At 67.3% G+C, this 24,114-nt stretch carries 19 protein-coding genes; 5 read left to right on the top strand and 14 right to left on the bottom strand.

The window, feature by feature from the left end:
• Positions 1 to 23: 23 nt before the first annotated feature.
• The 9 genes from AC07UK_RS15895 to AC07UK_RS15855 form a co-directional block, all read right to left on the bottom strand.
• On the bottom strand, positions 24 to 2,345 hold the full coding sequence (locus AC07UK_RS15895) for a bifunctional salicylyl-CoA 5-hydroxylase/oxidoreductase (RefSeq protein ID WP_494687562.1): 2,322 nt from the start codon (positions 2,343 to 2,345) through the stop codon (positions 24 to 26).
• 61 nt (positions 2,346 to 2,406) lie between these two features.
• Entirely contained in the window at positions 2,407 to 2,862 is a 456-nt protein-coding gene (locus AC07UK_RS15890) for an acyl-CoA thioesterase (protein WP_436224868.1), read from the bottom strand.
• 28 nt (positions 2,863 to 2,890) lie between these two features.
• Positions 2,891 to 4,351, bottom strand: coding sequence for an indolepyruvate oxidoreductase subunit beta family protein (locus tag AC07UK_RS15885; RefSeq protein WP_436225362.1), 1,461 nt, complete (start codon positions 4,349 to 4,351; stop codon positions 2,891 to 2,893).
• A 79-nt stretch (positions 4,352 to 4,430) separates the two neighbouring features.
• Entirely contained in the window at positions 4,431 to 6,626 is a 2,196-nt protein-coding gene (locus tag AC07UK_RS15880; RefSeq protein ID WP_436224869.1) for a thiamine pyrophosphate-dependent enzyme, read from the bottom strand.
• A gap of 137 nt (positions 6,627 to 6,763) precedes the next feature.
• On the bottom strand, positions 6,764 to 8,101 hold the full coding sequence (locus tag AC07UK_RS15875) for an MFS transporter (protein ID WP_494693884.1): 1,338 nt from the start codon (positions 8,099 to 8,101) through the stop codon (positions 6,764 to 6,766).
• A 190-nt stretch (positions 8,102 to 8,291) separates the two neighbouring features.
• Positions 8,292 to 9,344 carry a porin gene (locus AC07UK_RS15870; protein ID WP_436224870.1) on the bottom strand — a complete coding sequence of 351 codons (1,053 nt, stop codon included), beginning with the start codon at positions 9,342 to 9,344 and terminating at the stop codon, positions 8,292 to 8,294.
• A 46-nt stretch (positions 9,345 to 9,390) separates the two neighbouring features.
• Positions 9,391 to 10,170: a cyclase family protein gene (locus tag AC07UK_RS15865; RefSeq protein WP_436224871.1), complete on the bottom strand. Its 780-nt coding sequence runs from the start codon at positions 10,168 to 10,170 to the stop codon at positions 9,391 to 9,393.
• A 26-nt stretch (positions 10,171 to 10,196) separates the two neighbouring features.
• Positions 10,197 to 10,724 (bottom strand): flavin reductase family protein, encoded by a 528-nt coding sequence (locus AC07UK_RS15860; protein WP_494688232.1) that lies wholly within the window; start codon positions 10,722 to 10,724, stop codon positions 10,197 to 10,199.
• Positions 10,711 to 11,829, bottom strand: coding sequence for an LLM class flavin-dependent oxidoreductase (locus AC07UK_RS15855; protein WP_494688231.1), 1,119 nt, complete (start codon positions 11,827 to 11,829; stop codon positions 10,711 to 10,713). Before AC07UK_RS15855 ends, AC07UK_RS15860 begins: the two co-directional genes overlap by 14 nt.
• Before the next feature lie 108 nt (positions 11,830 to 11,937).
• On the opposite strand from AC07UK_RS15855, the gene AC07UK_RS15850 reads away from it, so the two are divergent.
• Positions 11,938 to 12,501 (top strand): winged helix DNA-binding protein, encoded by a 564-nt coding sequence (locus AC07UK_RS15850; protein ID WP_022533717.1) that lies wholly within the window; start codon positions 11,938 to 11,940, stop codon positions 12,499 to 12,501.
• A gap of 383 nt (positions 12,502 to 12,884) precedes the next feature.
• Here the strand turns inward: AC07UK_RS15850 and AC07UK_RS15845 are convergent, their stop codons facing one another.
• Together AC07UK_RS15845 and AC07UK_RS15840 are read right to left on the bottom strand one after the other, a co-directional pair.
• Positions 12,885 to 13,868 carry a tripartite tricarboxylate transporter substrate binding protein gene (locus AC07UK_RS15845; protein WP_436224874.1) on the bottom strand — a complete coding sequence of 328 codons (984 nt, stop codon included), beginning with the start codon at positions 13,866 to 13,868 and terminating at the stop codon, positions 12,885 to 12,887.
• 108 nt (positions 13,869 to 13,976) lie between these two features.
• On the bottom strand, positions 13,977 to 14,957 hold the full coding sequence (locus tag AC07UK_RS15840; RefSeq protein ID WP_436224875.1) for a LysR substrate-binding domain-containing protein: 981 nt from the start codon (positions 14,955 to 14,957) through the stop codon (positions 13,977 to 13,979).
• A 125-nt stretch (positions 14,958 to 15,082) separates the two neighbouring features.
• On the opposite strand from AC07UK_RS15840, the gene AC07UK_RS15835 reads away from it, so the two are divergent.
• Together AC07UK_RS15835 and AC07UK_RS15830 are read left to right on the top strand one after the other, a co-directional pair.
• Positions 15,083 to 16,255, top strand: coding sequence for a CaiB/BaiF CoA transferase family protein (locus tag AC07UK_RS15835; protein ID WP_436224876.1), 1,173 nt, complete (start codon positions 15,083 to 15,085; stop codon positions 16,253 to 16,255).
• Between the two features lie 11 nt (positions 16,256 to 16,266).
• Positions 16,267 to 17,088 carry an HpcH/HpaI aldolase/citrate lyase family protein gene (locus AC07UK_RS15830; RefSeq protein ID WP_494688230.1) on the top strand — a complete coding sequence of 274 codons (822 nt, stop codon included), beginning with the start codon at positions 16,267 to 16,269 and terminating at the stop codon, positions 17,086 to 17,088.
• A gap of 172 nt (positions 17,089 to 17,260) precedes the next feature.
• Here the strand turns inward: AC07UK_RS15830 and AC07UK_RS15825 are convergent, their stop codons facing one another.
• Together AC07UK_RS15825 and AC07UK_RS15820 are read right to left on the bottom strand one after the other, a co-directional pair.
• Positions 17,261 to 18,586 (bottom strand): MFS transporter, encoded by a 1,326-nt coding sequence (locus AC07UK_RS15825; protein WP_436224878.1) that lies wholly within the window; start codon positions 18,584 to 18,586, stop codon positions 17,261 to 17,263.
• A 67-nt stretch (positions 18,587 to 18,653) separates the two neighbouring features.
• Positions 18,654 to 19,823, bottom strand: coding sequence for a M20 aminoacylase family protein (locus AC07UK_RS15820; RefSeq protein WP_114133244.1), 1,170 nt, complete (start codon positions 19,821 to 19,823; stop codon positions 18,654 to 18,656).
• Positions 19,824 to 19,944: 121 nt separating this feature from the next.
• On the opposite strand from AC07UK_RS15820, the gene AC07UK_RS15815 reads away from it, so the two are divergent.
• On the top strand, positions 19,945 to 20,904 hold the full coding sequence (locus AC07UK_RS15815; protein WP_494688229.1) for a LysR family transcriptional regulator: 960 nt from the start codon (positions 19,945 to 19,947) through the stop codon (positions 20,902 to 20,904).
• 74 nt (positions 20,905 to 20,978) lie between these two features.
• On the opposite strand, the gene AC07UK_RS15810 is transcribed toward AC07UK_RS15815, so the two are convergent.
• Positions 20,979 to 21,599: a flavodoxin family protein gene (locus AC07UK_RS15810; protein WP_114133246.1), complete on the bottom strand. Its 621-nt coding sequence runs from the start codon at positions 21,597 to 21,599 to the stop codon at positions 20,979 to 20,981.
• A 313-nt stretch (positions 21,600 to 21,912) separates the two neighbouring features.
• Between AC07UK_RS15810 and AC07UK_RS15805 the strand changes: the two genes are divergently transcribed.
• Positions 21,913 to 24,111, top strand: coding sequence for a TonB-dependent receptor family protein (locus AC07UK_RS15805; protein WP_494688228.1), 2,199 nt, complete (start codon positions 21,913 to 21,915; stop codon positions 24,109 to 24,111).
• The last annotated feature ends 3 nt before the right edge of the window (positions 24,112 to 24,114 follow it).

The raw sequence follows: 24,114 nt of genomic DNA, 5'->3' as shown, positions 1-24,114 counted from the left end.
GACGAGAGAGGGGTGAGCCATCGTCAGGCCGCCGCGCGCTTGATACTGCGCTCCAGCTGATCCTTGGCGAACAGGTACTGCTTTGGCCATTCCACGCGCCGGTAGCCCAGTTGCGCGGTTTCGCGCAGCAGCCAGGCCGGATCGGCCAGGTACGGGCGCGACAGCGCGCACAGGTCGGCGCGGCCCGAGGCGATGATCCCGTTGACATGGTCGGCTTCGGTGATCGCGCCCACGGCGATGGTCGGCACGCCTGCCTCGTTGCGCACGCGGTCGGCGAACGGGGTCTGGAACATGCGGCCGTAGACCGGCTTCTGCGCCGGCGTGACTTCGCCGGAAGAGCAGTCGATCATGTCGGCGCCGGCCTCCTTGAACAGGCGCGCCATGGCCACCGCGTCGTCGGCGCTGTTGCCGCCTTCGACCCAGTCAGTCGCGGAAATGCGCACCGACACCGGCTTGTCCTGCGGCCATGCCGCGCGCACCGCGCGCAGCACTTCCAGCGGGAAGGCCATGCGGTTTTCCAGCGAGCCGCCGTATTCGTCGCTGCGCTGGTTGGTCACAGGCGAGAGGAAGTTCGACAGCAGGTAGCCGTGGCCGGCCTGCAGCTCCAGCCAGTCAAAGCCCGCGGCGGCGGCACGCCGGGTGGCGGCAACGAAGTCATCGCGCACGCGGTCCATGTCTGCGCGGGTCATGGCGCGCGGCGCCTGCGAAACGCCCGGCAGGTACGGCAGCGCGGAGGCAGAGATCAGCGGCCAGTTGCCCTCGGCCAGCGGGTGGTCCATCTGCTCCCAGCCCAGCTGGGTCGAGCCGCGGCGGCCGGCGTGGCCGATCTGCACGCCGATGCGCGCGCTGGTGTGCTCATGCACGAAGCCGACGATGCCGGCGAATGCCGCCGCCTGCTGGTCATTCCACAGGCCCGGGCAACCCTCAGTGATGCGGCCGTCCGGCGACACCGCCGTCATTTCCACCATCACCAGGCCGGCACCGCCCAGTGCGCGGCTGCCAAGGTGCACCATGTGGAAATTGCCGGGCACGCCGTCCTGGCAGGAATACATGGCGGTGGGCGACACCACCACGCGGTTCTTCAGTTCCACGCCGCGCACGGTGTACGGCGTCAGCATCGGCGGCACGGCGGTGGCATCCGTGCCGGCGCGTTCGGCCAGCCATGACTCGTAGCCTTCCAGCCAGGCCTTGTCACGCACGCGCAGGTTCTCGTGCGAAATGCGCTGCGAGCGGGTCAGCAGCGAGTAGGCGAACTGCTCGGGCTCCAGGTCTTCATAGCGCCTGACGTTCTCGAACCATTCGGTCGAGTTGCGCGCGGCGTTCTGGATCTTGAGCACTTCCACCGACCGCACGGCTTCGTAGTGCTTCAGTGCATCTTCCAGCGGGCCGTCGGTGTTGCGGAGGGTGCGCGCCAGCTCGATGGCATCTTCCAGCGCCAGCTTGGTGCCGGAGCCGATCGAGAAGTGCGCGGTGTGGGCGGCGTCGCCCATCAACACCACGGGCACCTTCTTCTCCAGGCCGCTGTCGTCGGCCAGTTTGTTCCAGTGCACCCACTTCTCGCAGATCACGCGCGGGAACTGGATCCAGATCGCCGAGCCGCGCAGGTGGCCGGCGTTGCTGATCAGCGGGTTGCCGTCCAGGTACGGGGCGAACAGCTTCTCGCAGTACGCGATGCCCTCTTCCTGGCTCATCTGGTCGATGCCGGCGGCCTTCCAGGTTTCTTCCGGGGTCTCGACGATAAAGGTCGAGGTACCGTCCTCGAAGCGATAGGCATGCGCCTGGAACCAGCCATGCTCGGTCGGCACGAAGATGAAGTTGAAGGCGTCGAACACCTTCTTCGTGCCCAGCCAGACAAAGCGGCAGTTGCGCGTGTCGATGTCGGGGCGGAAGGTGTCGGCATAGCGCTTGCGCACCACGCTGTTGAGGCCGTCGGAAGCCAGCACCAGGTCGGCGTTGTACTTGCGCGCAATGGCCTGGTCGTCCTCGACGTAGTTCTCGAATACCAGTTCCACACCGACTTCCTCGCAGCGCGCCTGCAGGATGTTCAGCAGCTTCTTGCGGCCGATGCCGATGAAGCCGTGGCCGCCGCTGCGCACCGCGCGGCCCTTGAAGTGGACTTCGACATCGTCCCAGCGGTTGAACGCATCGCCGATGGTCTCGGCCGAGACCGGGTCGGCCTCGCGCAGGTTGTCCATGGTGGCGTCGGAGAACACCACGCCCCAACCGAAGGTGTCATAGGGACGGTTGCGCTCCACCACCATGACCTTGGTGGCGGGATCCTGGAGCTTCATCAACAGGCCGAAATACAGGCCGGCGGGGCCACCGCCGATACATACAATGTTCATGGCTGTTCCAATTTGGTTACTACCGGAGCCTGCGGCACCCCCGCAGCGGGTACGTCGGCATTCAGACGGTGGTTTCGGGAATAGGCCGGCCTGCGGGCGCAGTGCCGTGTTCGATTGCGGCCCGCAGGTCATCGGGCACCGGGATCGCCAGGTGCGTGTCCAGCGAGGTCATCACGATGGTCTGCGTGGCCGCCATGCGCAGCTCGCCGTCCGCGCCAGTGCAGCGCCAGGCCAGCGCGATCGACTTGCCCCCCAGGCGCACCACATCCAGTTCCAGCCAGACCTGGTCGCCAAAGCGGCTGATCGCCTTGAAGTCCACCTCCAGGTGCACGGTGGGCATGCCCAGCCGGCGCGCGCCGATCACGCCGTGGTAGCCGTCCGGCAACAGGGTGTCGACCCAGCGTTCGATCAGGTCGTTGAACAGCACGAAGTACTGCGGGTAGAAGACGATGCCGGCCGGGTCGCATTCCGAGAAATGGATCTTGTGCTGGCGCCGGAAGGTATGCGTAGTGCTCATGGTCTGCGGTTCCTGGGTTTGCGAGTGATCACGCCAGCGCGTGGCGGGCGAGGGCTTCCTTCAACTTCTTGCCGTGCTCGTCGGCCAGCGCGGCTTCGCGCAACTCGCGCAGCGTGGCCGGGGCCAGGCGGGCACCCGCGCGCACCACGGCGTTCATCAGGATCTGGTAGTTGGTCAGGCCGCGCACATGGGTGTCGCTGTAACCCTTCACCAGCCGCTGGCACTGCACCACTTCCAGCGCCAGCGCAGGGTTAAGGCGGGCGGCGGCCAGCACCTGGGCCAGCCAGCCTTCGATACGCTCGGTTTCCAGCGCATAGCGCAGCGTGCTGCGGCGGATGCCGCGCAGGCGCGACACCGCCCACAGCATCAGGTAGCCCCGCAGCGAACTGGTCGTGACCACGCGGCCCGAGGTGGTGAAGCGGCGCACCAGTCTGTGCACGAAATGCGGCTGCATCAGCCAGCGGCCGAGCCCGGCCGGCAGCGTCTCGCAGATTTCTTCCAGGCGCGGGTGCATGAACTCGTTGATCGCCAGCAGCTGCTTGTCGCCGGCGCGCACCTCGCCCCGTACCCGCGCGAAGCGCGAGTCGCGGGTCTTCAGGTCGGCCACGCGAATGGTGTCTTCGTACGACATCCACAGCGCCAGGTGGCGCGCGGTTTCGCGCAGCAGCGCAGTATCGCCGTTGCCAACGGCCCGGCGCACGGCCGCCAGCCGATCCAGGTACAGGCCGGCGTAGGCCACGTCCTGGTAGTCGATCATGCGGCGCACGCCTTCGACCACGACGGGCCAGTTCTCGGCCGGTTGTTCGGCGCGGGCGCGCTGCAGCAACTGCGCAACCCCGGGATCCCGCGGCTTGAGTTCGCCCAGCGGCTTTGCAGCTTCCGCGGCGGGCGTCTCGGCGGCCTCGGCTGTGGCGAACGCCGCGCCAAAAGCGCGCAGGCTGGGCTTCACGCCCACGCCGCCGCGCTCGATCGTGGCTTCAAACTGCGCGCGGCTGAACGGCAGCACGCCGGTGCCAGCCAGCGCGCCAAGCAGCACGGCGCTGATGACGCTGCCGCTGGCTTCGGCGGCCTGCGCCATGTCGAAGCGTACAAAGCGTTTGGCGGCCTTGCCGGCATGGGCGATCAGCTCGTTGCTGTCGACCCGCCCGTCGCCCATCGCGGATTTCTCCGCGATGGAATACACGCGGTGGGTGGAAGACACCAGCGTGGTGCGCTCCGGCGTCACCAGTCCGCGCTGCACGGCGCGGCCGGCTTCCATCAGTTCCGAGGCGAGTACCACATCGACATCGCCAGGGGTGGGCATCAGCGCCAGCACCGGCTGGCGGCCGGCCTGTTCGGCCAGGTCGCGCGGGAACAGCTCGACGTAATAGATGGTGGCGCCGGTGCGCTGCGCCACGCCGGGCACCGACGTGGTTTGCGCGATATAGCCGTTGTGCTCGCCCAGATCCACGATCCAGTCGGCCAGCACGCCGCCGCCTTCGCCGCCCATGGCGAGGATGGCGACCTTGATCGGCTTGGCGCTGAGGTTGTTGGGTGCGTTCACGATTGAACCTCTCGAAGCTTGGTGTTCAGAATGCAAGGCGGGTGCGGCGCGCGGCATCGCGGCGCTGCAGGAAGCCGATCACGCCGTCGCGCAGGCGCTGGCGCAGCTTGTCGATGCGGGTCGGGTTGGTGACGATCTGCGCACGGTAAAAGGACGGGCACAGCACCGCCGCGTGCGAGACCTCGCCGCACAGGCCGCAGCCCACGCAGCTGTCCAGCACGGAGGCGACCGGATCGGTGCGCAGTGGGTCCGGGTTGGGCTTGATCGTCAGCGAAGGGCAGCCGGACAGCCGGATGCACGAGTGATCGCCGGTGCAGGTGTCCGAATCCACCCCAAAGCGCTCGCGCACCACGCGCTGGCCGTCGGCGATCGCCTTGCGCGTCTTCGGCTTCTCGCGGCGCTGCTTGTTCAGCATGCATTCGCTCTGGGCGATCAGTACCTTGGGGCCCTTGGCGCCAGTGGTCAGCGCTTCCTTGAGGGTGGCCTTCATCGCCTTCAGGTCATAGGTGCGGCGGATGGTGCGCACCCACTTGACGCCCACGCCCTTGACCGCGTCCTCGATGGCGTGGCCGGTGCTGCGGGTGTCGTTCAGCGCGGTCGAGGACAGGATGTCCTGCCCACCGGTGGCGGACGTGTAGCTGTTGTCGACCACGATGGTCAGGTTGTCGCTCTTGTTGAACACCGCGTTGGCGATGCCGCTGGTCAGGCCGTTGTGCCAGAAGCCGCCGTCGCCCATCACGGAGATGGCGCGCTTGCCGCCGGGCGCGTTCAGGGCCGCGGCGCTGGCGCTTCCCAGGCCGTAGCCCATGGTGGTGTTGCCCAGGTTGAACGGCGGCAGGATCGAGAACAGGTGGCAGCCGATGTCGGCGCTCACATGGTGCTCGCCGATCTCGCGCTCGACCAGCTTCATCGCGGTGAAGATCGGGCGCTCCGGGCAGCCGGTGCAGAAGCCGGGCGGGCGCGCATGCACGCTCTCGTCGACCAGCTTCTGCGGTTCCAGCACTTCGGCTGCCACGGCGTCGACGGTGGCGGCGGGCGCCTGCACCAGGGGGATCACCTTACGTGCAGGCTTAGGTTCCGGCAGCGGTTCGATCTTGCCGTACTGCTCCAGGAAGGCGCGCAACCCCTTGAGCACGGTCGCAGTGTTGTATTCGCCAGCGAGCGGCAGCAGGTCCTTGCCATGCAGCGCCGCGGTGGCACCGGCCATGCGCAGGATGTTGGCGGCGTTCTGCTCGACAAAGTTGGGCTGGCCTTCTTCCAGCACCAGCACCGCGCGCTTGCCCGCGCAGAAGCGTTCCCACTCCGAATCGATCAGCGGGTAGGCCACGTTCGTCACGTACAGGGGGATCTTCGACTCGCCGAACACGTCGGCCAGGCCGAGCTGCTCCAGTGCGCGGATCAGCGTGTTGTAGCTGCCGCCCTGCACGGCGATGCCGATGTCGTCCATCTCGCCCTGGAAGAACTCATTGAGCTGGCGTTCCTCGATGAACTTCACGGCGGCGGGCCAGCGCTGCTTGATCTTCTCGTGCTCGTGCACGAAGCTCGCCGGGGGCAGCACGATGCGGCTGAGGTCGCGCGTGGGATTGTCCAGCGCGTCCTGGATGGAGAACTTGGAGCGGCGGTTGTCGGAAGCGACGAACTGGCCATGTACGTGGCATGAGCGCACACGCAGCTGGAGCATCACCGGTGTATTGGACGCTTCGGACAAGTCGAAGCCGTCCTTCACCGCCTGCACGATGCACGGCAGGTTGGGGCGCGGATCGAGCAGCCACATCTGCGACTTCATCGCAAACGCGTGGCTGCGCTCCTGCATGATCGAGGAGCCTTCGCCGTAGTCTTCGCCGACGATGATCAGCGCGCCGCCGGTGACCCCGCCCGAAGCCAGGTTGGCCAGCGCGTCCGATGCCACGTTGGTGCCCACGGTGGCCTTGAACGTGACCGCGCCGCGCAGCGGGTAGTTGACCGAGGCCGCCAGCGATGCAGCCGCGGTGGCTTCGCTCGCGCTGTTCTCGAAGCGGATGCCATGCTCGGCAAGGATGTCCTGCGCATCGGCCAGCACGTCCATCAGGTGCGAGATCGGCGAGCCCTGGTAGCCGGCCACGTAGGCGACGCCGGATTCCAGCAGCGCCTTGGTGACCGCGAGGATGCCCTCGCCGCTGAATACCTCGCCGGAACCCAGGCGCAATTTCTTGACTTCTTCGGCAAACGAACGCTCAGCCATGGCTTTTCTTCCTGACGCTCACGTTGGGGTGAGACGAATATAGTTTAAGCAGAAACATTTCCATAATCATATATATGCACGGAGCTCGAGGTCACGGGGACGGCTTCCGTGGAAGCCGAAGTCCCTCCTCAGGCGATCTATGCGTTGCTTTGCTGGCCGGCGCGGGCCACGACGACTGGTTGCCGTGCCGATGGCAGCAGCGCCACAGCCAGCGCAGCGGCAAGGCCGGCAATTGAGAACGTGATGAAGTTCCAGCCGAAACTCAGGCCTGAGCCGGCCACGTAGCCGCCGACGAGCGGGCCGCTCATGGCGCCGAAGCGCGCGAAGCTCAGGGCCCATCCTGTTGCCGCGGCCCGTGCGTGTGCCGGGTAGTAACCGGCCAGATAGCCGGTAAGGATCAGGGATGCCGAGACGCTCCCCACGCCTGCCAGTGCGACCAGCAGGTAGTTGACGGCAATGGAGTTGCGGAACATCAGCGCGCCGATGGCGAGAGCGCCGATCAGGTAGAAAACCGCAACGGTGCCACGTGCGCCTATCCTGTCGGCCGCGCTTCCCAGGAAGAGGCCGCCTACCGCGGAAGCAAGGCTGAAGATAACCAGGAAGGAAAGGCTGGAGCCGAGGTCGTAGCCATTCTTGCGCATGATGGTCGGCAACCACGTATTGAGGCCATAGACCAGCAGCAAGCCGAAGAACAGTGCGATCCAGAAGCACGCCGTCGCACGTAGCTGCTTGCGCGCGAACATGCTCGACATCACGTCGCGCCAGGTGGCGCGGGCGGCGCTGTTGGCGGGCCGGGCTTGTGACGGCAGCTGGCCATTGCCAGTGCGATCGGCCAATGCCTGCGCTTCAGCGATCCGCCCTTGCCCCACCAGGTACTCCAGCGACTCAGGCAACATCCACGCCATCAGCGGTATCAACACCATGGGCACGGCACCCAGGCCAATCACGCCACGCCAGCCAAGACTGGGCAACAGCCACATCGCAACGAGCGCGGCGCAAAGGATGCCCACGGAATACCCCGAGTACATCAGCCCATAGTTGAAGCTGCGGCGGTGCGGCGACGAGTACTCGATGGTCAGGGCGGCGGCGACGGGAATGACGCCACCGAGGCCGAGCCCGCCGATGAATCGCAGGATGCCGAAGATGGCGGGCGTCGGCGCATAGGACGCGCCCAGCATGGTCAGCGAGAACAGGGAAACGCAGAGCAGCAGCATGCGGCGGCGGCCGATCATCTCGCTCAGCGTGCCGATCAGGAAGGCGCCAAAGAACATGCCGACCAGGGCATAGCTGCTGAGGGCACCGAGTTCCAGCGGCGTCAGGTTCCAGTTGCGGTCGTCGGCAAGTGTGGGCAGTACCGCTCCCATGACGCCGACGTCATAGCCTTCAAAGAGAATCGCAAGGAAGCATACGAAAAGTACGGTATAGGTCGCGCGAGAAGCGGGGCGCCAGGGCTGAGCGGTGCCAGCTGGGGTCATTGTCTGTCTCCTGATGGGTGGCGGATGGTGAACCGGAGAAGCCGCCAGGGAACCTGTTTCGCGCGATCGTCGCCACGCGCTCGTTGTCGTTCCACATAGTTTAGGCATAAACATATGATTGTGGAAATATTTTTTTTGGGGCGACCAAGAAAATCTGATCGGCGCCTCGAAGTGAGGCGCCGGGCTCCTGCTAGAACTTGTGGCGCAGGCCCAGCCCGAAGGTGTTGCCCGGATTCAGGTCGGTCACCTTGTCATAGCGCCAGGCGGCGTAAAGATCAGTGCGCTTGGAGAACGGGTAGTCGTAGGCCAGCGTGGTCGTGTCGCGGCGGGCCGAGCCCAGCGTTTCGCTGCCGCCCTGCCAGGTACGCACCCACGTTGCCATCAGCGAGCCCGGTCCCAGCGGCGCGCTCGCGCCCACCTGCATGGTGCGGTTGCGCTGGCGGCTCAGCGCGCTGAAGCTGTTGTCCGACTGCGCGTACTGGCCGAACAGCTTGACCACCTTGAAGTCATAGGACAGGCCGGCCAGGTAGGCCATCTGGTAGCTGGCGCCGCTGGCCGCGAATTCCGGCGCATTGACCCCCACGCGCTGCACCGCCAGCGTGGCGCCAAAGTTGCCGTTGAAGTAGGTGGCATTGCCGCCGTAGTTCTGCTTGCCCTGGTGGCCGGCGCTCTCGCCGGTCGAGTAGATCGCATTGAAGCGCAGCCCGCCGAAACCGGGGCTCTGGTACAGCACCGAGTTGTCCCAGGCGGTGTCACCCGCGACCGAGTTGCCGACCGGCGAGCCAGGCGGCGTGGTGTAGGCATGCAGGAACATCGGCGAGAACACGGCCGAATCCGCCAGCGGGTTGAACAGCAACATCGACACGAACCACGGCGTGGTGTTGCGGCCGAGCTTGATCGCGCCAAAACCTCCGTTCAGGCCAACATAGGCATTGCGCCCGAACATGACGTCGCCGTCGAAGCGGCCGACCTTGCCATTGTCCGTACGGAAAAAGCTCTCCAGCGTGAACTCGGCGTTCAGGCCGTTGCCGAGCGCTTCCTGCCCGCCAATGCCCCAGTAGGAGGTGGTCAGGCCGGAGCTGTCGACGACCGCGGTGCTGTGCGCGTCGCCACTGGCGCGCACGGAGCCGGCAAAGGCGTCGATCGTCCCGTAGAGCTGCACGGCGCTCTGGGGCTGTGCGGCGCCGGAGGCGAGGCTGCCGGCGGCCGCCACGGCGGCCAGGATCCTGCGTTGGTGCTTCATTTGTCTTCCCTTCCTCTCTCTTCTTTTGTGGACGTCCTCGGCCCTGTCAGGTGGCCGCGATCGCCAGTACCCGCAACGGACTGCCCGACCCGTTCTGGATCTTCAGCGGTGCCGCCACGATCAGCGTGCCGGTAGGCGGCAGCCGGTCCAGGTTCTTCAGGCATTGCAGGCCGTACTTGTTCGCGCCGTGCATCAGCGTGTGGCACGGGTAGGGCAGCGGCCAGGCGTAGGACTGGCCGGCATCGGTGTTGATGGTTTCGACGCCGAAGCCGTGGACGTTGCGTTCATGGATCAGCCATTCGACCGCAGCCTGTTCCGGGCCGGGAGTATGGGCACCGTCCTCGCGCAGGCCGAGGAACTCGGCGGGGTCGGTCTTCTTGCTCCAGTCGGTGCGCAGCATCACCCAGGCGCCGGCGGGAATGCGGCCGTGTTCAGCTTCCCAGCGTTGCAGGTGCGCCACCGTCAGCACCCAGTCGGGGTTCTCCGCCACTTCGGCGCTGGCATCGACTACTACCGCGGGGGCAATGAAGTTGGCCGGGTCGATGGTGTCCACGGTGTTGTTGGCGTGGTCCTTGCCCGAGATCCAGTGCACCGGCGCGTCGAAATGCGTGCCGGTATGCTCGCCGCAGGAGAAGTTGTTCCAGTACCAGCCCGGTCCCTTGTCGTCATACTGGCTGATGCGTTCCATCTTGAACGCCCACACCTGCCCGAATTCGGGGGGCAGCACCAGCGCGGGGAAGTCCGGCGACAGGGTCTGCGTCAGGTCGATAATCCTTGCCTTGCCGCTGGAAAGGTCCGCGGCAAGCTGTTGCACGGTGTTGCTCATGGTGTCTCCTTGTTGTGTGCGCCGTGTCAGGCCGACGCGTGTGTCAGCCGCGTGTACCGCCCCTGCCAGTAGAGCAGCGGCGCCGGGGCCTGCTCGGCCACGTGTACCGCCCGCACCCGCCCGATGATCAGGATGTGCCCGTGGCGCTCCAGTAGTTCCTCCGCTTCGCAATCCATGGCCACCACGGCATCGGCCAGCACCGGGGCGCCGTCGCGGGTGAGCTGGGTCCAGGCGTCGCTGCCGTAGCGCGCGGCGCCGGCCTCGCCGCCAAAGCCGGTGAAGCGCTGCGCGATCGCCTGCTGCTCCACGCGCAGCAGGTTCACGCCGAAGCGCCGCGTGCTCTGCAGCAGCCCGGCCGACGAGCTGGTCGCCTTCATCGACGCCACCACCATCGGCGGCTCGGCCGAGAACGACGACACCGAGGTCGCGGTGAAGCCGCTGCGCTCTTCGCCTTCGGCCACCGTCACCACGGTCACCGCGCCGGCGAAGCCGCGCATCGCCTGCTTGAACTGCTGCTGCAGCGCCGCCATCGGGTCGTGCTTACTGGCCGCCATTTTTCGACCCTCCGGGCTGGCGCAGGCCGCGTGCCTCCAGGATCGGCAGCACCGTGTCGCGGAAGTACGGGAACTCCTTCACGTAGTCGACGAACGACAGCGTGGTGCCCTTGAAGCCGGCTTCGGCCAGCGCACAGATGCCGTCGGCCACCTGCTCGGGCGTGCCCACCAGCGGGAAGCCGCCGTGGCCGGCCGCCATGCGGTCGCGGATCAGTGCCAGCAGGTCGTGCGGGAACGACTGCGCGTTGGCAAACTGCAGCGCTACCAGGTTGTCCACCGCGGCCCAGTCGGCGTTGTCCTGCGCAAAGTGGCGCAGGTAGTCGCGCGCTTCCCGCTCGGTCGGGCGGCACACCACGTGCGAGAAGGTCAGCACTTGCACCGGCTTGTCTGCCGCACGGGCCTTGGCTTTCAGCTCGGCCACTTCCACTTTGGAACGCGCCAGGTCGATCGCCGGCGTGAACAGGAAGTTGGCGTTCTGGATGGCGAAGTCGCGGCCTTCGCCGGAACCCGCGGCGTTCAGGACCGGCGGGCGCTCGCCGTGCCACGGCTTGGGCAGGCCGTAGATGCCCTTCAGGTGGAAGTTCTCGCCGTCATAGTTGAAGGCGCCGTCGCGCTCCCAGATCTGCTTGATGACGTCGAACCACTCCTGCGCATAGCTGTAGCGCTTGTCGTGGCCGGCGGCCAGCGGCAGGCCCAGGGCTTCGTACTCGGGGCGGTTCCAGCCCGCCACGATATTCAGGCCCGCGCGGCCCTGGCCGATCTGGTCCAGCGTCGCGATCTGCTTGGCCACCACCGCCGGGTGGTTGGCCGCGGTGTGGATGGTCGCGAATACCGTCAGGTTCTTGGTCTGCGCCAGCAACCCGGCAGCCCACGTGATCGTTTCCAGCACCGAGCCGTGGAAGTCGGTCTCGCCGCCGTAGCCGATCCAGCGCGCGATCGGCAGCATGAAGTCGATGCCGGCGTCGTCCAGCATCCGGGCCAGCTTCGCGTTGTTTTCCCACGAGTTGTCCCAGCGCTCGCCGATCTTGGTCACCGACATGCCACCCGAGCAATTGGTCGCAAACGTGCCCAGTACAAAGTCCTTCGTGTTCAGAATTTTTCTCATGCGTATCTCCCGGCCAAGTAGAATCCCTGAAGCAGGCGCCGCACGCGGATAATGCGGCGCCCGTACTGCCCTGATAAACCCACGCACGCAACGTGCGTCGAGCTGACAATGCCCAAGACCTCGAGTAACTCCACGCCATCCGCGAAAATCGACCGCACTGCCGAGCAACATCGCTGGCACCTGGCGACGGATGATTTCAGCGTCGAGATCACCGACCTCGAATACGCCGTGATGCGGGCTTATCAGTCGTTCCTGCGGTGGCAGTCCGAATGCCTGGCTGCCGTGACCGGGATTACGCTGAGCGGGCAGGAAAATACCCTGCTGCACATCATCCGGATGCACGAACGGCCCAAGACCATCAAGGACCTGCTGCACATGACCAATCGCCAGGACGTGCCCAACATGCAATATGAGTTGCGCAAGCTGCTCAAGGCCGAACTGGTCGACAAATACGGCAGCGCACGCACGGGCATTTACTACTTCGCCACTGACGAAGGCATAAGGGTGTGCGACGAATTCGCCCGCTTGCGGCGCGAGACACTGCTCGAGACCGCGCAAGGCGAATTCGGCCCTAAATCCGGCGCCCTGAAGGCGGCCGGACAGCTGGAACAACTGGAAAAGGTCTACGAGATCGCGACGCGCGAAATCGCAACCTATCACCGCCGTCGCTAGAGAGAGTGGTTTTGGAAACTCATCGGGGGCGCTGTCTCCTGGTGGCGCGTGACGTATCGCGCGCATCGAATAAATAATCAAATAAAAGATTTATTTGATTCGAATGTAGCGCACTGTCGCGGGCTTCGCCAAGGCTTTTTGCCCTAGGGAAAACACCAAGTGGGATGGCCCTGGCGGCTCGCCGTCATGGGGGCTGTCTGGCCCGACGATTAGCCGAAGGCAGGAACTACCTGTTGAGGAAAGCTGCTGGAAGGGGTCTTGTCGCAATAATTTCGCGACCGGCGGGTGCTGGAGCTGGCGGCGCTCGTTGCCCGATAGGGTGGGGGTGTGTGCGGGAGTGGCGGCATGCCCGCTGGCGTGCCGCCTGGGTGCCTGTTTTGCGCTTAGTCCACCTGCGCGCCCGATGCCTTCACGATGCGGGCCCACTTGTCCATGTCGGACGCCAGCATCTTGCTGAACTGCTGCGGCGTGCCCGTCATGACTTCGGCGCCCTGTGCCGCCAGCTTGTCGCGCAGGGTCTTGTCCGCCAGGATCTCCTGCATGGCCTGGCCGAGCTTTTGCGTCACGTCCTTCGGCGTGCCCTTGACCGCGAACAGGCCGACCCAGAGGTCGCCGCTATAGCCGGGCACGGTTTCGCTGATCGCGGGAATGTCCGGCGCGAACGGCGAGCGCTTGGCAGAGCTGACGCCTAGCGCGCGCACCTTGCCCGCCTTGATATGGGCCAGCACTGACGGCAGGCTGGCGAAGGCCAGCGGCACCTGGTTGCCCAGCACATCGTTCAGCGCCGGCGCGACGCCCTTGTAGGGCACGTGTTCGAGCTTGATGCCGGCCATGCTGTTGAGCATCTCGCCCAGCAGGTGGTTCAGCGTGCCATTGCCGGCGGAGGCATAACGGTAGTAGTCCGGCCTGGCCTTGGCCATCGCGATCAGCTCGGGCAGCGACTTGGCGGGGAAGGCGGGGTTGGCCACCAGCACGTTCGGCACGCTTGCCACCGGGGCGATCGGCTCGAAATCCTTGACCGGGTCGAACGGGATACTGCGGTACAGCGACGGGTTGATGGCCTGCGTGCTGCTGATGGTCATCAGCAGCGTGTAGCCGTCCGGGGTGGCGCGGGCCGCTGCCTGGGTGCCGATATTGCCGCCGGCGCCCGGGCGGTTTTCCACCACCACCTGCTGGCCGAGCCGTTGCGACAGGGTCGCGGCGACCAGGCGCGCGACGATATCGTTGGTGCCGCCCGGCGCCTGCGGCACGATCATCTGGATGGGCTTGGACGGATAGGGGTCGGCGGCAAGGGCCCTGGCGCTGAACAGCGGCAGGCAGGCGGCCAGGGCAGTGGCGGCTGCCAGGGCGCGGCGGGTGCGTTGCATGGTGTCTCCTGGAGTTGCGGGGCCGTGAATGGCCGGCCCAGGCTGCTGGCAACTCTAGCCGACTGCCGCGCCGGCGTGAAATTCAATCGCCGACTACGGGCATAAGTTTTATTGATCGGCCGCAGGCGGCGGAATGAGCGGCGGCTTGAGCGACCCGCCCGCCGCAATGCGTTCGGCCACCAGTTCACGCAGCACCTCCGCCACGGCCTCGGCCGCGCTGGTGCGCGGCAGCGCGCGTGGCCAGCACAGCGACAGCGTGCGGCGCAGTTCCGGCACGATCAGGTGCCGCGGCACTTCGCTGTCCGCGTCGGACAGCGACGACGCGGGCAGGATGGTGCAGGCCAGGCCCTCGCGCGCGGTCGCCAGCAGGAAGGGCAGCGAATCCAGGTCGGCCACCACGTTCAGCGGCACGCCGGCCTGCGCGAAGGCAAGCTCGACCACTTCGCGCAGGCCCTGCGAGCCGCTTGGCAGCACGAGTGGCAGCTCGCCCAGTGCCTTGATCGCGACCGTAGCGCCTTCCGCACCGGCCTGCGCCCGAGGCTTCGCTTTCGCCTTTGCGCGCCCGCGCGTCACCGGAAGCGTCCCGACCAGGTATAGCGATTCGCTCGCCAGCCGCTCCAGTTCCACCGCGCGCGACGGCACATCGCGGAACAGGATGGCAAAGTCCAGCCGGTTGTGGTCCAGCAGCTCCGAGATATATCCGCTCATGCTCTCGAACAGCTGCAGCCGGATCTGCGGATAGCGGGCGCGCACGGCGCGGATCAGCGGCATGCCGAATGCCGCCGCCGCCGTGGTGGGCAGGCCGATGGCAACCATGCCGGTGACATCCGTGCCCGCCACCCGGGCCTCGGCGCCTGCGATCTCCACCTGCCGCAGGATATTGCGGGCGTGGCGATAGAGCGTGCGGCCGGCTTCGGTGGGCCTGACGCCCTTGGCGCCGCGGTGGACCAGCGGCACGCCCAGCTCTTTTTCCAGCGCCGCCAGTTGCTGGCTGAGTGCGGGCTGCGCCACGCAGACCACTTCGGCTGCCCGCGTCAGGCTGCCCTGGTCGACGATGGCGATGAAATAGCGCATGGCGCGCAGGTCCATGACAGGCTCCGGGAAAATTCCAAAGTATTCATTTTACTTATGATCCCCTCGGCAATCGGTATTTCCCAGGTGCGGCGCGCTCCGGTAGATTGCCGTCAGGACATTGCGCCAAACCGGATACCACCATGCCCCATCCCCTCGAAGGCATCACCGTCGTTTCCCTGGAGCAGGCGATCGCGGCCCCGTTCTGCACCCGCCAGCTGGCGGACCTGGGCGCGCGCATCATCAAGATCGAGCGGCCTGGCAGCGGCGACTTTGCCCGCGCCTACGATACGCGCGTGCGCGGCTTGTCTTCGCACTTCGTCTGGACCAACCGCTCCAAGGAGAGCCTCACGCTCGACGTCAAGCACGCCGCGGCCGGCCCCGTGCTGGCCGGACTGCTCGAGCGCGCGGACGTGCTGGTGCAGAACCTCGCGCCCGGCGCGGCCGCGCGCCTGGGCCTGGACTTCGACAGCCTGAGCGAAAAGTACCCGCGCCTGATCGTGTGCGATATCTCGGGCTATGGCAGCGACGGCCCGTACCGCGATAAGAAGGCCTACGACCTGCTGGTCCAGAGCGAGTCCGGCTTTGTCTCCGTGACCGGCACGCCGGAGGATGGCGTCAAGGCCGGTGCCTCGGTGGCTGACATTGCGGCCGGCATGTATGCCTATACCAATATTCTGGCCGCGCTGCTGGAGCGCGGCAAGACCGGGCGCGGCAAGCGCATCGACATCTCGATGCTGGAATCGATGGTGGAGTGGATGGGCTTCCCGCTCTACTACGCCTTCGATGGCGCCGAGCCGCCGCCGCGCGCGGGCGCGGCACATGCCACCATCTATCCCTATGGCCCGTTTCCGACCGGCGATGGCAAGACCGTGATGCTGGGACTGCAGAACGAGCGCGAGTGGGTTGTGTTCTGCGAGGCAGTGCTGGGCGAACCCGATCTCGCCACGCATCCCGACTTTGCCAGCAACAGCCTGCGCAACCAGAACCGCGCGGCGCTGCGCGCGCGCATCGTCGAAAGCTTCTCGGGCCTGACCGCGACCGAAGCGGTCGACCGGCTGGAGGCCGCCAGGATCGCCAATGCGCGCGTCAACACCATCGCTGACGTATGGGATCACCCCCAGCTGGCGGCGCGCCAGCGCTGGCGCCAGGTCGACACGCCGGTGGGTCCCGTGCCGGCGTTGCTGCCCCCGGGTATGACCGAGGCACGCATGGACCCGATTCCGTCGCTCGGCGCAAACACCGATGCCATCCTCGCCGAGCTGGGCCAGACCGCGGCGCAGATCGCCGCGTTGCGCTCGGCCGGCGCAGTCTGAAAGGAGCAGCCATGCCGATCGCCAATCCGCGCAGCTACCTGTTTGTCCCGGCCTCGCGTCCGGAGCGCATCGCCAAGGCGATAGTCTCCGGTGCCGATGCCGTCATTGTCGATTTCGAGGATGCGGTCGCGCCCGCCGACAAGGGGCAGGCCCGCGACGGGCTTGGCGCCCCATGGGCGGGGCTGGGCGCGCAGGCAGCGGCGGCTGGCGTCGCCATGCTGGTGCGCATCAACGGCGCCGATACCGCGTACTACGAAGACGATCTCGCCTGGTGCCGCGCACAGGGTGTCTCGGAAATCGTACTGCCGAAGGCCGATCCGGCCGGCGTCGATGCGCTTGCTGCGGCATTGCCCGGCGTGCGCTGTTTCCCGCTGGTCGAGAACGCCACCGGCTTCGCCGGCTTGCGCGAGCTGGCTCGTGCCGGCGGCGTGGTCCGGCTGCTGTTCGGCAGCATCGACCTGATGTTCGATCTCGATGTGCAGGACGACGGTGAAGCGTTGCACTACTTTCGCAGCCGGCTGGTGCTTCATTCCCGCGCGGCGGGTTTGCCCGCGCCAGTGGATGGCGTCTGCACCGCAATCGGCGATGATGCCGCACTTGCCGCGGAAACGCGCCGCGCCCGGGCCTTCGGCTTTGGCGCCAAGCTGCTGATCCACCCGGGCCAGGTCCGCGGCGTGCACGACGGCCTGGCGCCGTCGGCCGATGAACGGCACTGGGCCGCGCGCGTCATGGCCGCGGCCGCCGCTGCCGATGGCGCCGCGGTGGCGGTGGACGGCAAGATGGTGGACCGTCCGGTGCTGGAGCGCGCGCGCCGGATCTTGTCCTGCGCTTAGTGTCCTGTTCCGCAGATACCTTGCCATGAAATCGCCCAGTTGGCCGCCATGCGTCGTTGCTCGTCGTTACCATAGCTATGGCTATGGCGCCTCCTCGCGCCTAGCCTGACAGCTAACTGGACGATTTCATTTTGGCAAGCTATCTGCGGAACAGGACACTAGTCCGCCACCGTCAGTCCAGCCGCTTGCCCGCCGTCTCCGGCACCATCGCCAGCCCGACCAGCGAAATCAGCCCGCAGCCGATCACATACAGCGCTGGCGCGCTGGCATTGCCGGTCAGCTCGATCAGCCAGGTGGCGATCAGCTGCGCGAAGCCGCCGAACACCAGCACGCCGATGCAATAGACCACCGACAGCCCGCTGGCGCGGATGCGGCGCGGGAACAGCTCGGTGATCAGTACCACGGACGGCACCACGTTCAGCACCAGCGGCAGGGCCAGCATCGCGACCACGGCCAGCAGCGTGCCGAGCGACGGCCGTGCGTTGAGCAGCAGGAAGGCGGGGTAGACCAGCACCAGCATCGCCACGCGCGACCACAGGATGGCGGGCTTGCGGCCGATCCGGTCGGACAGCCTGCCGGCATACGCGGACAGGGCCACCTGCACCAGCGCGGCGACGCAGCCGGCGGCCATGCTGAGCCCGAGCGGGATCTTCAGCACCGTCACCGCGTAGCTGGTCATGTAGTGCAGCACGATATAGGTCGCGGAGGTGCCGCCGATGGTCACCAGCACGCCGGCCACCACCACGTGGCCGTGTCCGCGGAAGATTTCAGTCAGGCCTGCACGTTCATGGCCCGGCGCGCCGGCGGCCGGCGTTTCGGCGGTTTCTTCCAGGTGGCGGCGGATATAGAGGCCGAGCGGGATCACCAGGATGCCGATGGCGAACGGCACGCGCCAGCCCCAGCTGTGAAGGGCGTCAGGCGACAGCCCGTTGGTCAGCGACAGCCCGACCACCGCCCCCAGCAGCACGCTCACGCCCTGGCTGAACAGCTGCCAGCTGCCGTAGTAGCCGCGGGAATGGTCGTCGGCATACTCCATCAGCAGCGCCGTGGAGGCCCCGACTTCGCCGCCCAGCGCAAAGCCCTGCAGCAGCCGCGCCAGCACGATCAGCAGCGGCGCGGCCAGCCCGGCCTGCGCATAGGTGGGCGTGACCACGAACAGCAGCGAGCCCAGCCCCATCAGCCACAGCGTCAGCGCCATCGCCGGCTTGCGCCCCACGCGGTCGGCATAGACCCCGATCAGCAGGCCGCCGAGCGGGCGCGCGACAAAGCCCACGCCAAACGTGGCCAGCGACAGCATCAGCTGGCCGAAGCTGCCGGTCACGGGAAAGAACAGCTTGCCGATCAGTACCGCGAAGAAGCTATAGACGGTGAAATCGTAGAACTCCAGGCCGTTGCCAATGGTGATGGCTGCGATCACGCGACGGCGCGGTGCGGCGCGGCTGGCCGGGGGCGCGGCATAAGCGCCGTCCAGCGGCTGCGCGGGCAGGGAAGTGGGCATTCGGTGTCTCCGTGGGTGGGGGGGGCGCCGGCCTTGGGGCCAGTCATTGTCGATGGCGGAGCGTGGCTCAGCGCAGGTAGCGCTCGACCAGCTTGACCCAGTAGGTGGCCGCAAGCGGCAGGCAGGCGTCGTTGAAGTCGTAGCCGGGGTTGTGCACCATGCAGCCGCCCTCGCCATCGCCATTGCCGACGATCAGGTAGCAGCCCGGGCATTCCTCCAGCATGAAAGAGAAATCCTCGCTGCCGGTCAGCGGCACCATGTTGTCGATCAGGCCGTCCTCGCCCAGCCATTCACGCGCGACCTCGCGCGCCATCCCGGTGGTGGCCGGGTCGTTGACCAGCACCGGGTAGCGGCGGTCGTAGTGCACCTCGGCGCTGGCGCCGAAGCTCTCGGCCTGGGCATGCGCCAGCGCGGTGATGCGTGCCTGCAGCAGGTCGCGCACCTCGGCCTTCAGCGCGCGCACCGACAGGCGCAGCTCGGCGCTCTCGGGGATCACGTTGGGCGCCTTGCCGGCTTCGATCGCGCCGACGGTCACGATGGCCATGTCGAGCGGGTTCACATTGCGCGCCACTACCGACTGCAAGGCCATCACCATCGACGCGCAGGCCACCACCGGATCGACCGCCCGGTGCGGCACCGCGCCGTGGCCGCCGCGGCCGGTGACGCGGATCGTGACGGTATCGGACGAGGCCATGAACGGCCCGCCCAGGAAGCCGAACTTGCCGGTCGGGTGGCCGGGCATGTTGTGCAGCGCGAACACCGCGTCGCAGGGAAACAGGCGGAACAGGCCGTCCCGGATCATCTCGCGCGCGCCGCCCATGCCTTCCTCGGCCGGCTGGAAGATGACATGCAGCGTGCCGCGGAAAGGCTTGTGCTCGGCCAGGTAGCGGGCCGCGGCCAGCAGCGTGGCGGTGTGGCCGTCATGGCCGCACGCATGCATCTTGCCGTCGATCTTGCTGGCATACGGCAGGCCCGTGGCTTCGCGGATCGGCAGCGCATCCATGTCGGCGCGCAGGCCGATGGCGCGGCCTTCGCCGTGACGCAGCGTGCCCACCACGCCGGTGCCGCCCAGGCCGCGATGCACGGCATAGCCCCAGGCCTGCAGGCACTCCGCCACCAGGTCGCTGGTGGCGAATTCCTCGAAGCCGAGTTCGGGATGGGCGTGGATGCGGTGACGCAGGTCCACCATCTCGGCTTCGATGGCGCGGATGCCGGGCAGGACGGGATCTGGGTGCATGGGGTCTCCGGGGGCTTGGTCGGGGGGATTGCGTGGGGCGATCTTATGCAGGGCCCGCGCGTGCCGATAGCCGCAATACTGTTATCCTGACAACCACTGGTTGTCACCATCCCGAATCGCCATGACGATGAAACTCCACCAGATCCAGGCGCTGGTCGCCGTTGCCGATGCCGGCAGCATCCGCGCCGCCGCCCGGCTGGTCGGGCTGTCGCAGGCGGCGGTCACCAAGGCGCTGCGCGAGCTGGAAAGCGAGGCGCGGCTGCCCTTGCTGTCGCGTACCGCCAGCGGCGTGGCGCTGACCGAGGCGGGGCAGCGCATGCTGGGCCACGCCCGGCTGGTGGTCGGGCAGCTCGCCCGCGCCAGTGAAGAACTGGCCACGCTGCGCGGCGAAGGGGTGGGGCGGCTGAGCATCAGCGTCACGCCCTGGGTCATGCTGACTTTCCTGCCGCGGGTGCTGCTGCGCTTTCGCGAACGCATGCCGGGCGTGCAGGTGGAGATCTTCGAAGGCCTGACCGCGGTGGCCTTGCCCCGCTTGCGCGAAGGCACACTGGACTTTGCCGTGGGGCCGTTCACGGCGGCGATGTCCACGCAGGAATTCGAGTGCGAGCCGCTGCTTGCCTACACCTCGTGCGTGATCGCGCGGCGCGGGCACCCGTGCGCGGATGCGCGGTCGCTGCACGGGCTGCTGGAGCAGGACTGGGTCGTCAACTACACCGCGGCCAGCTACGAGTCCTTTATGCGCAACCTGTTCTGGCAGCATGAAGCGCGCATCGACCCGGCGCGGCTGCATTGCGCGCACTCCACCGCGCTGCTGCTGGAGTTGATCCGCAATGCCGGCATGATCAGCTATTGCCCGCGGCCGCTGTTGCTGACCGAGTCGATGCGCGGCTGGGTCCACGTCTTTGCGCTGGCCGAGCAGTTCGAGACCAGCCGGCTCGGCATCATCACGCGCCACAACGCGGTGCGCAGTCCCGCGGCGCAGTGCTTCACCGACTGCCTGCTGCAGGAAATCCGGCGCCGCGCGCGCTCGGCGGCGCAGAAGGACAGCGAGTTGTTCGACGAGCTGGAAGTCTTGTACTGACCGCCCAGGCTCGCGACTGCCCCGGAAAAGAAAATCGGCCCCCATGGGGGCCGATCAGTCAGGGTGCGACGGGATCAGGCAGCTTCTTTCAGTTCAGCCAGCGCGCGACGGCCCGCGACCAGTTGCTGCGCCACTTCGGCCACGCGGGCACCCAGGTGCTCGGCGGTGCGCAGGTCGGCCAGCGGCGGCACCACGTCGGCGCTTTCATCGGCGTTGGACTGCGCGGCGGCGCCCAGGAAGAAGCCGTGGCGGTTCAGCGAGTCCTCGGTCGACTTGGAGTTGTTGTGGCCCGGGGGCAGGCCCAGGTTGACCCAGTGCATGCCGTGCTGCGCCGCGAAGATCGCGATCTGTTGCAGCGTGGCCAGCTTGTCGCCGGAGCGCGAGGCCGCGTTGGTGAAGCCGGCCGCGACCTTGTTGGCCCACTTGCCGCCCTTGGCAAAGACATTGCGCGAGGTGGCGTCCATAAAGCCCTTGAACTGTGCCGAGGCGCTGCCCATGTAGGTCGGCGCGCCGAAGATGATGGCGTCCACCTGTTCCAGCGTGTCCCAGTGCTGGTCGATGTCCTCGACCGGGATCAGCAGGCTTTCAGCGCCTGCGACATTGCCGGCGCCGCGCGCAACGGCCTGGGCCTGCTTGGCGGTGTGGCCGTAGCCGCTGTGGTAGACGATGGCGACGCGGGTTTGTGCGGTGGTCATGATGGCGGATCCCTTGGTAGTTGCGGAAATCTGAATACCCTTATGCTGCATCGCGTGATGGACTGGTGCGGTTGCGGCGGGTGGTGAAAGCAGTGTAGGGAGCCGTGGGCTTGGTTGCGTGAGCGTCCATGCAATCAGTTGTTGAATTTTTCTGAACATCCGGAATTCGGTGCCGGCATGGTCTCCTCCGCGGGTTTTCCCTGCAGCCATGCGCGTGGCAATAGTGCTGTGGACACGATAAAGTTGCGACACATTCACCTGTGCCCGGCGCCCCATCCTCTGCGCCAGAACCCGCAACCGCTTCCGATCCCCCATGAAACCAGGCGGCAGGCAGATTTCGGCGGTCCGGCAGCAGCGCCGTTCCGGCATCCCCCGCATCCCGTTCGCGAACCGCTCCGCGCTGGCATTCGCCGCGCTGGTCCTGGCCAGCACCGGCACGCGTGCCGCCGACCCGCCCGGCACGGCAGTGGCCGCTGCCACCGCCGAAACGCTGCCCGACGTGGTGGTCAGCGCCACCCGCAGCGAGCAGCGCCGCTTTGACGCGCCGGCGGCGGTGGACAGCGTGCCGGTCGATCCGCTGCGCAGCGCCACGCCGCTGGTGAATCTGTCCGAGGTGCTGGCCGGCGTGCCGGGCGTGGCGGTGCGCGACCGGCAGAACTACTCGCAGGATCTGCAACTGGCGGTGCGTGGCTTTGGCACGCGCTCCACCTTCGGTGTGCGCGGCGTGCGCCTGTATGTCGACGGCATCCCGGCCACCATGCCGGACGGGCAGGGCCAGGCTTCCACTGCCGACCTTGCCAACGCCAGCCGGGTCGAGGTGCTGCGCGGCCCGTTTGCGCAGATGTATGGCAATGCGTCGGGCGGCGTGGTGCAGGTGTTCACGCCCGATCCGCCCAAGGATGGCTTCAGCGGGCGCGCGTCGACGGGCTTCGGCTCGGATGGCCAGTGGCAGGCGGGCATCGCGCTGGCCGGCGGCAACGACCGGCTCGGCGGCTCACTCGATGCCTGGACCTACCAGACCGACGGCTACCGCGACCACAGCGCGGCGCGCCGCTACCAGCTCAATGCCAAGGTGGTGGCGCAGCCGGCTAGTGGCACGCGCGTGACCGGCCAGTTCAACTACTTCAACCAGCCGCTGGCGCAGGACCCGCTGGGGCTCACGCGTGCGCAGGCCGATGCCAACCCGCGCCAGGCGGTGTCCGCCGCGACCCAGTTCGATACCGGCAAGAACGTCGAGCAGACCCAGGCCGGCGTGGTGGTGGACCACCAGCTGACCGGGACCGACAGCTTGTCGGCACGCCTGTACGGCGGCACGCGCAACCTGTACCAGCGGCTGGGCTTCAGCGGTGCCGCGCCGAATTCGGCCGGCGGCATCGTCGACCTGGACCGCAGCTACGGCGGCGCCGCGCTGTCCTGGAGCCGGCGCACCACCACCGCCGCCGGCCTGCCGCTGCTGTGGAGCGCCGGGCTCGAAGCCAACGGCATGCGCGATGGCCGCAACGGCTACGTCAACCAGAACGGCACGCAGGGCGCGCTGCGCCGCGACGAGACCAATACCGCGACCGACCTCGGCGCCTTTGCGCAGTTCGACTGGAGCTTCCACCCGGCGTGGCAACTGGTGGGCGGCGTGCGCGCCAGCCGGGTGCGGCTTGGCATTGACGACCATTTCATCAATGCGGCCAGCCCCGATGACAGTGGCAGCGCGACCTACAGCAACGTCAGCCCCGTGCTTGGCGTGGTGTGGCACGCGCTCGATTCGCTCAACGTCTACGCCAACCTCGGCCGCGGCTTCGAGACACCGACGCTGACCGAAGTCGCCTACGGCCCCGGCGGCGTCGGCAGCAACCTGGGGCTGCAGGCCTCCACCAGCCGCCAGGGCGAGATCGGCATCAAGTGGCAGGCGGCGGGGCAGCGGCTGGAGGCGGCGCTGTTCGATGCCGACAGCCACGACGAAGTGGTGCCCCAATCGAACAACGCCGGGCGCACCGTCTACCAGAATGTCAGCGGCGTGCACCGGCGCGGCTTCGAACTGGGCTGGCGCGGCGGCTTCCTCGGTGAGGTGGGCACGCCGGGCAAGGGCGGCGGCAGCCGTATCGAGGCAGGACTGGCCTATACCTGGCTCGATGCTTACTTCGGCGACAGCTTCGTCAACGCGCAGGGCCAGACCGTGGCAGCCGGCAACCGCCTGCCCGGCACCGCGCGCCACAGCCTGGGCGCCGACCTGTCATGGCGGCCGGCAGCGCCGCTGACGCTGGGGGCCGAGATGCGCGTGGACAGCCGCGTCTACGCCGACGACCTCAACACGCAGACCGCGCCAGGCTATGCGGTATTCAACCTGCGTGCCGGCTACGAGTTCCGCATCGGCCCGACCCGGCTCTACGTCTTCGGCCGCATCGACAATCTCACCGACCGGCGCTATATCGGCTCGGTGATCGTCAATGAGGCCAACGGGCGGTATTTCGAACCCGCGCCCGGGCGCCGCTTCTTCGTGGGCCTGCGCGCTGCCCTTTGATCC

It is taken from the genome of Cupriavidus sp. GW821-FHT07C08 (assembly GCF_059419025.1).
Note: the sequence above shows the minus strand (reverse complement) of the source record. Positions and strands in the feature narration are given on the sequence as shown.

Coding starts and splice junctions, on each gene's coding strand:
- AC07UK_RS15895 (WP_494687562.1), bottom strand. CDS start 2,345: ATGAACATTGTATGTATCGGCGGTGGCCCCGCCGGCCTGTATTTCGGC.
- AC07UK_RS15890 (WP_436224868.1), bottom strand. CDS start 2,862: ATGAGCACTACGCATACCTTCCGGCGCCAGCACAAGATCCATTTCTCG.
- AC07UK_RS15885 (WP_436225362.1), bottom strand. CDS start 4,351: ATGGGCGGCGAAGGCGGCGGCGTGCTGGCCGACTGGATCGTGGATCTG.
- AC07UK_RS15880 (WP_436224869.1), bottom strand. CDS start 6,626: ATGGCTGAGCGTTCGTTTGCCGAAGAAGTCAAGAAATTGCGCCTGGGT.
- AC07UK_RS15875 (WP_494693884.1), bottom strand. CDS start 8,101: ATGACCCCAGCTGGCACCGCTCAGCCCTGGCGCCCCGCTTCTCGCGCG.
- AC07UK_RS15870 (WP_436224870.1), bottom strand. CDS start 9,344: ATGAAGCACCAACGCAGGATCCTGGCCGCCGTGGCGGCCGCCGGCAGC.
- AC07UK_RS15865 (WP_436224871.1), bottom strand. CDS start 10,170: ATGAGCAACACCGTGCAACAGCTTGCCGCGGACCTTTCCAGCGGCAAG.
- AC07UK_RS15860 (WP_494688232.1), bottom strand. CDS start 10,724: ATGGCGGCCAGTAAGCACGACCCGATGGCGGCGCTGCAGCAGCAGTTC.
- AC07UK_RS15855 (WP_494688231.1), bottom strand. CDS start 11,829: ATGAGAAAAATTCTGAACACGAAGGACTTTGTACTGGGCACGTTTGCG.
- AC07UK_RS15850 (WP_022533717.1), top strand. CDS start 11,938: ATGCCCAAGACCTCGAGTAACTCCACGCCATCCGCGAAAATCGACCGC.
- AC07UK_RS15845 (WP_436224874.1), bottom strand. CDS start 13,868: ATGCAACGCACCCGCCGCGCCCTGGCAGCCGCCACTGCCCTGGCCGCC.
- AC07UK_RS15840 (WP_436224875.1), bottom strand. CDS start 14,957: ATGGACCTGCGCGCCATGCGCTATTTCATCGCCATCGTCGACCAGGGC.
- AC07UK_RS15835 (WP_436224876.1), top strand. CDS start 15,083: ATGCCCCATCCCCTCGAAGGCATCACCGTCGTTTCCCTGGAGCAGGCG.
- AC07UK_RS15830 (WP_494688230.1), top strand. CDS start 16,267: ATGCCGATCGCCAATCCGCGCAGCTACCTGTTTGTCCCGGCCTCGCGT.
- AC07UK_RS15825 (WP_436224878.1), bottom strand. CDS start 18,586: ATGCCCACTTCCCTGCCCGCGCAGCCGCTGGACGGCGCTTATGCCGCG.
- AC07UK_RS15820 (WP_114133244.1), bottom strand. CDS start 19,823: ATGCACCCAGATCCCGTCCTGCCCGGCATCCGCGCCATCGAAGCCGAG.
- AC07UK_RS15815 (WP_494688229.1), top strand. CDS start 19,945: ATGACGATGAAACTCCACCAGATCCAGGCGCTGGTCGCCGTTGCCGAT.
- AC07UK_RS15810 (WP_114133246.1), bottom strand. CDS start 21,599: ATGACCACCGCACAAACCCGCGTCGCCATCGTCTACCACAGCGGCTAC.
- AC07UK_RS15805 (WP_494688228.1), top strand. CDS start 21,913: ATGAAACCAGGCGGCAGGCAGATTTCGGCGGTCCGGCAGCAGCGCCGT.